Below are 12,049 nucleotides of genomic sequence, written 5' to 3' on the forward strand. Positions count from 1 at the left end.
GCGTCGTACCGGTGTCCGCACTCTCCCACGCGAATCGGTCTTGATGATGTCCATGGCTGATGTGGAGGTCATATGTGTCATAACCTGAATGCTATGACGTTTATGACTCCCTCAGCTAGAGGCGCTCAGAGTGACGCTTACCCTCAATGTGCAATGTGAAATGAGCAATGAACAATGTGCAATCCCTCTTCACCTCTGTGTGAGGCCCTCGGTCTTCCTCCAAAATTAAAAAGCCGATCGGATTTCTCCGATCGGCTTTTCGTTCGCTGAGGTTCAGTTCAGCGAGAGTGAGTTCTTGACGGCTTAGTTGGCCGGAGCCGAGTAATTGCGTCCGCCGGTGACCGGGACGCTGTCGAAATACTTGATCGGGTCAGGACGCACGCTGTCGTCGAACGGCGTGAACGCGACGAGCTTGCGCGGCTGCGGCAGCGGAGGCGGCGGCAACAAGGAGAATTGAGCTTGGGCGATTCCCTTGGTCAGGATCTGGTCAGGCTGGGTCTTCAGCACCTTGGCGGTGTTGTCGACGTCCGCGGTGACCTGGCTGAACACCTCGGGAACGCTGATCGTGAAATCCTTCTGTTTGGCAAGAGTCTCGACGGAGCGGGTGATGAACAGCTTGAGGGAGGGAAGCGCTTCGCCAACCGCGGTGACAATGGAACGATCCATGCCCGGGGTGCTCTTGGCTACCGCCGAAGCGATGACTTCGTAGTCAGCCGAGTGATTCTTGCAAAGAATGGCGAGAACCTTCAGGGACTGTCCGGGAGCCGCCGAGGTCGCCGCGCGGGCGATGGCCTCGAGCTGCTTCGGCTGCTTCTTGGCAGCTGCTTCGGCTACCACTGCAGCCACATCAGGCGAGAGGCGGCAGACGGAGCTGACAATCAGCGGAGCGGCAGCCGGATTCAGTTCCACGGCCGAGCCGACGATGAAAGCCGCTTCTTGATCGCGAGTGCTTCCTTTGGCCTGCACAACCAAGGCGGCTGTTTGGGCTGGAAGCTCAGCGTTGGGCGCGCTTTTCAGTTTCTGTACTAAGGAAGCGCTATTGAAGGACACAGCTGGTGTGGTAGCCGATCCTTGTGAGGTAGAAATCAGAGCGATTGTCACGACCGCCAATCCTTGCGTGAGCAGCCCTCGAGTGAGTTTTGTTGTTGGTTTCATAGTTCTGAAGGTTTGTTCCAACTCTCCGTAACGAGGCCATTCAGCCGTGGGAACGGCATTCCGTCAAGGGAGATGTTTGGAAATTTCTGGGCAAAGGATCACAAGACAAATAACGGCAAAAAATGCCTACCAATCGCACCAATTGGGTCCCTGAAACCCAACTTCTTGGCCTAGAACGATGCGAGTAGAGATTTCACATGATGCGGACAAAAAAGCCATTTTGCTCATGGTTTCCCTGATTTTATCGGTGACGGCACAGCTGTCTCTACTCAGGACGATCGTGGAGAAAGGACTTGCGCGGCTTCCTTAAACTGCGTATTGGTCTCGGCATTCAATGTAGAAACGAGGTAGCAGTTCACCGCAGAGCTGTAACTTCAGGTTCCCAATCCCCGCCAGACGAGAGAGATGGGGTGTGGGGAGAAGGAACCGACCTGGTCCTGGATCTTGGATTCCAGGAGTGATCGCCGATTTTGGTTCAGGTCCGCCAGTCTAGTTTCGGAAGGCTCTCGGTACGAGTGTCACTGGCGGCAGCTTCCCAAAATTTACACTCCTCCCGATCGATTGTAGCGGGCCTCATTTCTCCGCAATGGCAAATGGGCACGTCGTTTCCTTCCCCTCTGTGACCCTTGTGCCAGACTCTGAGTAACGTGGGCGCTGCGCTCAGGGAATTGTCCGTGGACGGAAAAAGCCGAATTGATCGCAGCATAAGCGAGCCTGCCCTGCAATAGTTGGTCGGGGTGGCGGCCCATCGCTTCTCACCGATAAGCAGTGCAAGAATTGAAATGAACAATGACCGCGGTGTTGGCGACCTTGATTGAACACCAATTTCAAATCTTTTCTCTCGTCCCCGTGCGAATACTTCATTGCGCATAGCTTTTCCTAGTGGAGATCGTAATTGGGTCGGTGATTCGAGAACCCTCGGTTAAGCTTTTGATTCCTTTCTTAAAGCCCGCAGCTAAAGGCTTTGGCGAGGGCCTCCGGGCTAGAGTGGGAGGTTTAGGTATCTGTCAATTGATCCCCCGTAATAGATCCTGGTAGTCTCTCGGTCGAAGTTTTTCGAGAAACACCTTCCCTTGGAAGGAAATGTTTGCGCCGAGTTACAGAGCCCTCTCATTACTTGTACCAAGAACCCTCAATACGAACCAGCTTGAAGGTCGAGCTAGGGAAGTATCGCAACTCATCATTTGATCCAGGTGCGTCTCTTCTGAGGCGTGTCGCTTGGTATCTTGTGGCAACCATATTTTTCACGTCCAGATTTCCAATAGGATTCATAAAACTGATCCTCCTTCGTGCATTCGGTGCGGAAGTCGGTGGTGGAGTGGTGATTAAGCCTGGCGTTAACATTAAGTCGCCCTGGTTGCTGAAAATAGGGAGCGATTGTTGGATCGGAGAGAATGTCTGGATCGACAATCTCGTCTTGGTTACTTTAGGAAGTAATGTTTGCATATCACAAGGTGCAGTGATTTTGACTGGTAATCACGACTACAAGTGTCCGCATTTCAGTCTGACTGCTAAACCAATTGTGGTTCAAAGTGGTGTTTGGATTGGTGCTTTCTCAGTGGTCTGCCCCGGGGTGACAGCTGGCGATCACTCCGTTCTGACCGTAGGCTCTGTGGCCTCTAGGGATATGGATCCGTTTACGATTTACAGGGGGAATCCCGCTGTGGCTACCGGCGTGAGAAAGCTCAGCGATACTCGGTTGGGACAGACAATGTAGTCTCCCTTCAAACATGCTGGAGGCCTACCTCACACATCAACTCGCAGGATCGCGTTCTGGAAGGCAACTTGTGCGGAGTTGGCGACTCCGTCGATGGTCGAGAACAGTCTAGGGGCCTCAGCGCCTTTGGTTCCATCTCGGTCTGCGTGCATCGGTTCTAAATAGGTAGCCCAAGGATTCTGTCATCCACTAGGCACCTAGCGCCTAGCTTTTGCAAAGCCGTGAGTTAGGCATTTCCAGACCAGACAATTCCACTTGGACGCAAGCCCTCGTGCCGGGGTTCAAAAGGTCGGAGGGTAAGAGGTTTTCAATTTCGTTTGGGCGGCCGCGTCTAGCTCTTGGGTGAGGTAGTAAAGCTATGGTTGGAACTTTTGGCATCACTGCAGTCAATGTTGTCCTTTCGATGTTTACCAGCGTTTTGCTGGCTAGATACCTTGGCCCAGAGGGCCGTGGAACTGTGGTGGCGTTGACAATTTGGCCCGCTTTGTTAGCTGCAATTTTCTGTCTCAGCCTGAATGAAGCCGTCACTTACCACGTTTCACTTGTTCGCTCGAAAGAGAAGCCAGATGAAACCAACCGAGTGTGCGCGACTGCACTCGCTGCGCAGCTTGTTACTGCCATCGGGGCCACTTGTTGTTCCCTACTTGTGCTACCATCCTTGGTCGGCTTGGACAGGTTGGGAGATCTATGGCTGGTGATGTGTTACGCTGCAGCGTTCACGCCACTAACTATCCTCGACATGCACTACAAGTCGGTCCTGCAAGGACGCGGCGAATTTCGTTCGCTGAATGTCAACAGAGTTTGTCAGCCTATCCTCTTTGCTCTCATCCTCGGTGTGCTTTTCGCCTTGCGCTGCATCCGAGTAGAGACGGTGTTGATCGCGATGATTGCACCATTGGGCTGTTCGGTGCTTCTAGGATTTATCCTTGACGGTGCACGAATGCCGATTTGGGACGGAGTTGAGATGCGGCGCTTGCTTGGAACCGCCCGTCGGTTCCACGCGATGAACATTGTCATGTACTCCTCGGCTGAGGCCGATAAGGTTATTGTCGTGCTATCGATGGGAGATACGAGCGCTGGCTTATACGCATCCGCGCTTCCAATCGGTGCCCTAGGAAGTGGACTAGTGCTGCAGAGTCTCCTGGTCCTACTCTTTCCCGAGATGACCGCTGCTACTCGGAAGGAGGAACAAGCACGTATCCTTTGTCGACACACTCAGGATGCCTCGCTCCTCCTTGTTCTCATAAACGGATCGATGGCTCTCGTCTGCCCTTGGGTTGTGCCTTTCGTTTTTGGTAGCGATTTTGCTGCTGCTGTTCCTGTGACCATGATCCTTCTCTTTATGAACACCCTCAAAGGCGTGCGACAAGTCATAGACCGCGCGATGCGAGCAACTCTAAGTATGCGCTTTGGGGTTGTCAGCGAAGCGGTTGGGTTAGGCTGCTTTGTAGCTTTGGGACCTTTTGCGAGTTCATTTGGGGGCCTAGCCGGGATCGCAGTTGCTTTGGTTTTGGCACAAGCCGCTGCCCTTGCGGTTATGGCAACGAGTGCGGTTAAATGCTACAACCTTAAGTGTTCCGATCTGTGGGGGTTGCGACCAGAGACCGGTTTGCGCTTGTTCAAGATGGTTCTACATGACGTCCAGAGGGTGAAGAGCTCCCTGTCGCGATGAAACAACAGCTGGATCATACACCCAGTCCTTCTACGAAGGTGGAAGTCATTGCCTTGTTTTGGACTTTCCTCGCGGCGTTGCCCGCAGGTTTTGAGTTGTCGCGGGAGGTTTCGGCCGTCTGTTTGGCCATCCTTGTGCTTCTGCCGCTTCTTTCGATCTGGCTAACTACGAGCCGATTGGTTGCGGATGATCCTATCGTGCTAATAGGAATCGTTTGGATCCTTGGGGTGAGCTTGCCGGTGTTGGTTCCCACGCTGTACAAGGATCCAAGGTGGTATACACTGTCAGACAGTTCTCTCGACCTTGCGGCATTGTGGATGTATCGGGGTTGGGTTATCTGCTCCCTTGTTTACTGGGCGTTGCGCAGTTACCTCAAGGATAGCCCTGGGGTCCAATCCCCCATCTCAGATCTGCTCACGCAGCAGAGGATGCGTCGATGCATGGGACTCACCGCGTTGGTGGGTGGAGTCATGAAGGTCATTTACGGACGAGGAAATCTGTATACTTTCATCGAAACTAGTGCAAGCCACGATAGATCTAGCCTAGGTCAAGTCGCGCACTTCCTAGATAGTTTTTCCGTCATCTACGTCTTTATCTACTTCTCCTCCGGAGGGCGGTCCAGACTGGCGAGACTAGACCACTGGCTACTCGTTCTAGTGATTTCCCTTCAATCCATAATCTTTATTGGCGCTGGCAGCAAGGCTGTAGCCTTAGCGTTGGGTTCTGCCTGGGTTATGGGAAGAGCGGCGGCGGGATTACGACTTGGGTTCTTGCGCGAACTTCGAGTCGTCCTTATTGGACTCGCGACTGTTTACATTGTGTCCTACATCGTCACGGCTTATCGAGAAGAAGTGCGGGCCCACCCCCCCTTAAGCCATACTTCGGTGACGGAGGCTCTCAGTTTTCAGGTCCAAACTATGTGGTCTGCCATCAACACTCTTCTCGATGGAAAAAGGTTGGGAACCGACGAAAACCAATACGGTACTTCAGACATGCTTGACAGGTTTGCTCATGTAGCCTCATTCGCACATGTCCTCGATACTTTGGGCAATACTTCTCCTAGAGAAAACGCGTTCTCCTCCTTAATGGTGCCGTTGCTTGCAGTTCTGCCCAGAGATATGATTCCGAACAAGGTCCACTTTGCGGATTCTGCTGATTTCGCTCGGCTCTGTGGTTGGTCCTATGGCGGTCTCTCGATCACGCTCCCTGGAAGTTTCTTCTGGGCTTGGGATTTCGGTGGGATCATTATTGGGATGGGCTTTATTGGCGCGATGATGGCGTTAGGCTCTCTAAGTGTTGCGGGGGGTGACTCGAGATCCCTCATCATTCGTGCGGTGGTTTGCTCCGCCGTCTTGGGACTTTTGGATCTGGGAGAGACATTCCAGACGATAGGCACATCGGCGACAAGAGTCTGGATTTTTTTGCAGATGCTGAGGTTCCTTGTCCACACAAGGAACCGAAGTTGTCCTACGTCCTCTACGTTAAACGCCCCCACACTTCGCTAGAATGGCCATAATATAGACCTTTAGTTTTTTTCGTCTATAAGTCATTGTCGGCCTTGGAACGATCTCCTCTGTCTGGATGTGAATTTTTGAAGATCAACGTGATTAAGATCCCTGAAGCGGCTTGCGGAGCGCCGAGTGTTCAGACCTACAGACTCGTATATTAGGAATGCGGCGGAAGGCCGTTCGGATTTGAGCTCTGCTCGCAGAGTCCACGCTACGTTCGATTCCTCAGTTCCCCGCATGGTGCTTGGAGGTGACGGTTCTCGTTTGGATGGCTCCGGGAGTTCGATGCCTCTCCAATCCTTGCACTTTTGAGACTATGATTTCTGCGCCTCGCGGCAAAGGGCGATGCACGCACAGCGAAGCGCTGAACCTTGCTACTATACTCTGCGGCCATCTCTTGGAGACTGGTTTGTTCGCAAGTTCAACTGGGCTTTAAGCGAACACTCCTACGCGACGCGTGAGAATGATGTCTCTCGATCGGAATTGATCCGTGGGGCTTCTGGCGCATAATCAATACTGGATGAACTCTAACTTTTCATATGGATTTGGTTGCAATTGGCCCCAAGCCCGCTGGCTACTGCCCCTTTTAAGGCAGCATGCCGAAGCGGCGAGCGGAACAATCCTTGACTTGGGCTGTGGAGCGAGCCCCTTTAGATCATTGTTTCTTAAGGCCGATAGGTATGTTAGAGTCGACTGTTATAAAGTCGACGACGAGGTGATAGTCGCGGACGCAACAAGTTTGCCCTTTGAAACCGCTTCCATCAACGTGATCATCCTCTCGCAGGTCCTTGGGGATATCCCTGATCTTGTGAAGGCTTTTCGGGAGATGGAGCGAGTCTTGGCTCCCGACGGTAGCTTGCTGGTTTATGAGACGATGACTTATCCTCAGCATGACCTCCCGCATGACTACTGGCGTGTAATGCCTCATGGTCTCCGTTGGGCCGCAAGGCAGGCCGGACTCGAGGTTCATGCTATTGACCACCTCGGAGGCTACTTTACTCAACTGAGCCAGCACTGGAATCTGTTTTGTATGGGTTCCTTGGCGAGATTCTGGTTTTTGCGGCCTATTGCGGCGTTTGGCCGGTTGTGTGGTAACTTCCTCTTCGCGGGCTTAGATCGCATCTTGCCGCGTAATGACCTTGCTTCCGATTATTTCGCCTGCATCAGAAAGCAGCCACACAACCTCAACAAAGGAAACATCGCCAAATCGTGAAGGTCGCTATTGTTACGCCTACCTTGTCCCACTTCGAAGTCCCGATGTACCGCATTGCTGCAGGTCTTTCAGGTATGCAGTTCTGTGTTTTTCATTGCGATACTGGTCCGAACTCGCGATATGATTCTGATTATAAAGGAATTATCGATTGGGGTGAAAGCCTCAGAGCGGGATTTCAGAACTCCTATTTTGACTGTTATCACGACTTGGGTACGGCGCTTTGGGCTTGGCAGCCGAGCGTTATTCTGCAGTACGGGTATGCGTCGAAAGGGGCCCTGTCATTGCTATTTGGTGCTCGATCGAGGCGTATTCCCGTGGTGCACCGTGGCCTCCTTAGCCCATACCGCGATCCGAGAACTCCAGCCCTCTCCAGAGCCTGGAGGATGGTCCGGCCTCTTGTCTTGAGAATGTTCGATGCCCACCATTTCGGTGGTGCATATCATCAGCGGGTTTTGAGTGAGGCTGGAATTTCGGCTCGACGTAGTTTTTTCGTTCCTTATTCCGTTGATACTCCTCACTTCTCGGCTCTCGCCGATGATCCATCGCAGATCGCCGAAGCTTGCCAGATCCGCCAGCGGTTGGGGTGGAGCGCGGCCTCCCCGGTTCTCCTATTTCTTGCCCAGCATAGCTGGGTTAAGGGGCCGGATATCATGCTGGACATTGCCGCAATCGGCCAGCGGACGATGCCGGATCTTAAGTTGATTATGGCTGGAAATGGTGTCATGACTGAACATTTGAAGACACAGGCAGGTTTGAAACTACGGCCAGGAAGCTGGCATTTCCCTGGTTTTGTTAGCAGCAAGAAAACCGTACCCTGGTATTTGGCTTCCGATCTGGTTGTTTTTCCTTCTCGCTACGATACGTGGTCACGTGCTGTGAATGAGGCTATGTTGTGTCGGAGAGCTTGTCAGGTTTCGCATCTTGTAGGTGCTGCTGGTGGGCTTGTGGATGATGGGGTGAATGGGATGGTTGTGCAGGGACTGGAGCCCAACCACCACGCCGAGAGTATGCTGAGCTACTTGCGGGCTCCATGGGACTTCCGCCGACGATTCGGGGATGAAGCGAGGAATCGTGCCCTCGAATTCTCATATGAAAACCATTCTAACGACCTGCGGAGGAGTTTCATAGAGACTGCCACAAACCCCACTTCGCGAACCGCCGCTCAAAAGCATAGGTTCGATTAGACGAAAACTCCGTGCTTATTTAGCCCCTGAGTTTACCGCCGTGCCTCCTTCGGCATCGAAGGTAAAACCTCGGCTGAATGGCCCAAGTCAGGTGGCCCTGACCTCTGTCGCAAGACGGTTTCGAATAGGCATAGAGTTTAATTGCCATTCCCGGGGAGAAAGGAAACTTGGAACATGCGAGCAATTCGCCATATCACACCGCGCTATATCATTAATCGCTTGGCCGTTATGGCTTACCAATGGAGCAACCCAACCGTTCCTTGGCTTACAAGATCGGCCAATGCTATTCTTCTATCTTGGCTGAAGCCCACCGACCGTGGACTAGAGTGGGGGAGTGGACGCAGTACCGTTTGGCTTGCGGGGAATGTCGCCCATCTAACAACCATTGAGGAGGATCCGTGTTGGGGAGAGTCGGTAAAGACTTCCTTGTGTTCCGCAGGCTTGTCTCAACGTGTAGACCTCATCCTTGCAACGATCGCCGATCATGACACCGCGGCTGGGAGTTCGCCATATGTCCGAGCAGCCGATCTCATTCCGCCAGGAAGTCTCGATTTTTGTATCGTCGACGGGGCAGTGCGGGATCACTGCGCCATACTAGCGCTGTCTCGATTACGAGAAGGTGGGTTGCTGATCATCGACAACGTTGAGCGCTACTTGCCTCGAGTGTTGCCTTCTAGCAGTCCCAACGCCAGGTCACTTGATGATGGACCTGCTAGTAATGTTTGGAGGCTTTTCATGATGTCTGTCGCCGAGTGGCGCTGTATTTGGACTACAGATGGCATATCTGATACCGCGATTTGGGTTAAACCGTTCGACAGTCAGCCGAATGAAACCCGCACCCGGAGAATGGAAGCGTCGGAGGCTGAGAAGTGAGACTTCGATCTGCAGTTAAGGAAGGGGTGTATGCGATGACCAATTGGGTAGGTCTGCCTGTCATCGGTCGGCTGTGGATGCGATCAGGGCTCCGAATTCTTACCTACCACAGCTTCGGAGCGGCAGAAGAGTTTCCTTATTTAAATCGAATGCCCATAGCACGATTCAAGCGACAGATAGACCACCTTGAACGTCACTATCGGATAGTCAGCTTGGAAGAGGCCTTGTCGCGCTGCAAAACGGATGAAAGGTTAGATGATCGACGTCCCATGGTCGCTATCACTGTCGACGATGGCTATTCCGACAATTACGAAGTTCTTTACGGGCTGGCTCGTGACCGGAACATACCTGTCACGGTGTTCCTGGCAACTAACTACCTGGATAGCGGCTGCCTGCCGTGGCCTACCCGGGTCGACGCACTGGTGCGAGCTGCAGGGATTAGCGGATTGGCTGCTCTCATGCAGACATTGCTAGATGACACAACGGATGCTTCGAAAGCCTCAATCGCATTGAAGCGAAAACTTAGTATTCTTTCACCTGATGCTCGAGAAGACACCCTCGTGAAGATTGAGTCGGCCCTTCAGCCCGCCATCTATAAGCCGATTGGGCCTTTGTCCTGGCAGCAAGTGAAAGAGATGCGGGATGTTGGGGTCGCGTTCGGTAGTCATACTTGTCTGCATAGTTGGCTCGACAAATTGGGCACGGCAGCTGTTAGGACAGAGCTTAGCTTGTCAAAGAGTCGTATAGAAGCCGAGACGGGCCTGCCGTGTAGCGGCTTGGCCTACCCAAACGGGAACTGGAATGCTCAAGTAGCCGCACTTGCTCGCGAGAGCGGCTATCGGTTTGCTTTGACGCAAGATCGCGGGATTAACGACCTAGGGGAGGTTGTCCCGTACGCTCTGCGCCGGATCGAGATTCCGTTCGACGAACATATCGGCTCATTCGCATGCCGAGTTAGCAATGTCGCCCTCTGAAAGCGATCGAACAAAGTGACATGTCGCCTTCCGTTCTGTTGGTAGGATCATCTCTATCAGGAGGCGGTGCCGAGAACCGTTTTCGACTCCTGTCCGAAAATCTGTTTGGGGGCAATGTATCCTTAGCCCTGTTCAAGGCCGACGGAAGGAGGCTAGATCAACCGGAGACCCCGGTCCTCGATTTGTGCTGGAAGGGATTCTTCAGCTACCCCAGTATGGTGTTACGGCTTAGGAGGTATCTCCAGCGGAGTGATCCAGACGTGGTAGTTTCATTCGGGGTCTATCCGAATCTGGTTGCCTGGAGCGCTATGAGAGGTCTCCACAAACGTCCGGCTTTAGTATTGAATGAAATCACGCGTCCCTATCAAGAAGAGTTAGATACTGCGAATCCATTCCGTTCCTATATCCTTTCTGCCATGAAGCGGCATGTCTACTCGCGCGCTGAACTATTTGCCGCGAATTCATCCGACGGACTTAACGAGTCAGTCACCCATTATCGTGTTGACAAAGGACGAGCTAGGCGCGTTTGGAATCTCCTAGACATGCGGACGATTCTGGCGCTCAGCGCGCCGAGCGAGGCTCAAAACACAGAGCACATCGATCCTTCGATTTGTATTGCCGCGCGGCAGGATAAGCTGAAACGCATTGATACTTTGCTCAATGCGGTCTCTGGTCTACAGCAGGGGCTTAGGTGGAAGGTGGACATTATTGGCGATGGTAGGGAGAATGTGAGCTTGAGGGAGTTATCCCGCAGCCTGGGTCTTTGTGATCGAGTAACTTTCCATGGTTGGTTGAAGAACCCTTATCCGGTTATCGCACGAGCATCGATTTTCACTCTTTGCTCGGAGTATGAGGGGTATTCGAATGCTGTGCTTGAGGCGATGGGTTTGGGTGTCCCTGTGATTACTAGCCTCTGCTCTGCGGATGCTTCCGAACTTGGACGAGAGGGTGCCGCTCTCACTTTTCCTGTAGGGGATGTCCATGAACTGCGACGGCAAATAGGGCGTCTATTACAGCTGCCGGAGCTTCGAGCCCAACTTCGAGCCAAAGGCCGGGAGGTGGCTGCGCGTCATGCGCTGGAGGTGGTTGTTCCGCGTTATGAGTCCTTGATTCGGGAAGCCATTAGTTTAACGCAACCACAGGGTGGAGTTAGGGTTTAGTGAAATCAATCCTGCGCGCTGCTGCAGGGCGTGTAGTGACGAGTTGTAGAGAGATCCCGAAGTCACTCTCGAGCAGCTCTGATCGAGCCGAACGCTTCATCTGTGGCTCATCTTCCATTCAGCGGGCACGGTATGTAAACCAATTGAAAGGTGCTGCGGCCCATGAGGACTGCATATTCTTGTATCGAACTTGACCTGTTCCACTTAACATTTCGACTATGATATCACAGAAACTCTTCGCGAGATTCTATGGGCACCCGGGTAGTTCGCCTTACGACGGAACTCAGATCTTCTTTCGCATGATCCGGCACCACGCGCGTGCCGAAGCGCGTGTGTTAAACCTTGGCGCTGGACCGGCCACGAACAATCCTGTTTGCGTCATCAAGGGGGAGGTGGCTAAAGTGATTGGAGCTGATATCGACCCTGTGGTGCTGACCAACGACGAATTAGATGATGCCGCGGTTATCCACAACGACCGTCTACCGTTTGACGACGAAAGTTTTGATCTCGTGTTCAGTGATTTCGTCCTTGAGCACGTGGAACGACCTACTTTTTTCCTCGCTGAGATATACAGGGTGCTGAAACCTGGATGT

At 52.9% G+C, this 12,049-nt stretch carries 10 protein-coding genes; 9 read left to right on the forward strand and 1 reads right to left on the reverse strand.

What is annotated here, in order from left to right:
• Positions 1 to 303 precede the first annotated feature (303 nt).
• Positions 304 to 1,155, reverse strand: a complete 852-nt coding sequence (locus JNN07_28020) for a hypothetical protein (GenBank protein ID MBL9171610.1) — start codon at positions 1,153 to 1,155, stop codon at positions 304 to 306.
• Between the two features lie 1,147 nt (positions 1,156 to 2,302).
• Between JNN07_28020 and wcaF the strand changes: the two genes are divergently transcribed.
• The 9 genes from wcaF to JNN07_28065 form a co-directional block, all read left to right on the forward strand.
• The gene (gene wcaF, locus JNN07_28025; protein ID MBL9171611.1) at positions 2,303 to 2,872 is read left to right on the forward strand and encodes a colanic acid biosynthesis acetyltransferase WcaF; all 570 of its coding nucleotides are present in this window, start codon (positions 2,303 to 2,305) and stop codon (positions 2,870 to 2,872) included.
• A 358-nt stretch (positions 2,873 to 3,230) separates the two neighbouring features.
• On the forward strand, positions 3,231 to 4,544 hold the full coding sequence (locus JNN07_28030) for a lipopolysaccharide biosynthesis protein (protein ID MBL9171612.1): 1,314 nt from the start codon (positions 3,231 to 3,233) through the stop codon (positions 4,542 to 4,544).
• On the forward strand, positions 4,541 to 6,049 hold the full coding sequence (locus tag JNN07_28035; GenBank protein MBL9171613.1) for a hypothetical protein: 1,509 nt from the start codon (positions 4,541 to 4,543) through the stop codon (positions 6,047 to 6,049). The genes JNN07_28030 and JNN07_28035 overlap by 4 nt, the downstream gene beginning before the upstream one ends.
• Before the next feature lie 523 nt (positions 6,050 to 6,572).
• Positions 6,573 to 7,265 (forward strand): class I SAM-dependent methyltransferase, encoded by a 693-nt coding sequence (locus JNN07_28040; protein MBL9171614.1) that lies wholly within the window; start codon positions 6,573 to 6,575, stop codon positions 7,263 to 7,265.
• Positions 7,266 to 7,672: 407 nt separating this feature from the next.
• Positions 7,673 to 8,449, forward strand: a complete 777-nt coding sequence (locus JNN07_28045) for a glycosyltransferase family 4 protein (GenBank protein MBL9171615.1) — start codon at positions 7,673 to 7,675, stop codon at positions 8,447 to 8,449.
• A 174-nt stretch (positions 8,450 to 8,623) separates the two neighbouring features.
• Positions 8,624 to 9,322: a class I SAM-dependent methyltransferase gene (locus JNN07_28050; protein ID MBL9171616.1), complete on the forward strand. Its 699-nt coding sequence runs from the start codon at positions 8,624 to 8,626 to the stop codon at positions 9,320 to 9,322.
• 35 nt (positions 9,323 to 9,357) lie between these two features.
• A complete protein-coding gene (locus JNN07_28055) occupies positions 9,358 to 10,296 on the forward strand; it encodes a polysaccharide deacetylase family protein (GenBank protein ID MBL9171617.1) in 939 nt (312 codons plus the stop codon).
• 20 nt (positions 10,297 to 10,316) lie between these two features.
• Positions 10,317 to 11,456: a glycosyltransferase gene (locus JNN07_28060; protein MBL9171618.1), complete on the forward strand. Its 1,140-nt coding sequence runs from the start codon at positions 10,317 to 10,319 to the stop codon at positions 11,454 to 11,456.
• Between the two features lie 218 nt (positions 11,457 to 11,674).
• Positions 11,675 to 12,049 (forward strand): class I SAM-dependent methyltransferase (locus JNN07_28065; GenBank protein ID MBL9171619.1); only part of this gene is annotated, 375 nt, incomplete at its 3' end.

The sequence above is a fragment of the Verrucomicrobiales bacterium genome, assembly GCA_016793885.1.
Lineage (GTDB): Bacteria > Verrucomicrobiota > Verrucomicrobiia > Limisphaerales > UBA11320 > UBA11320.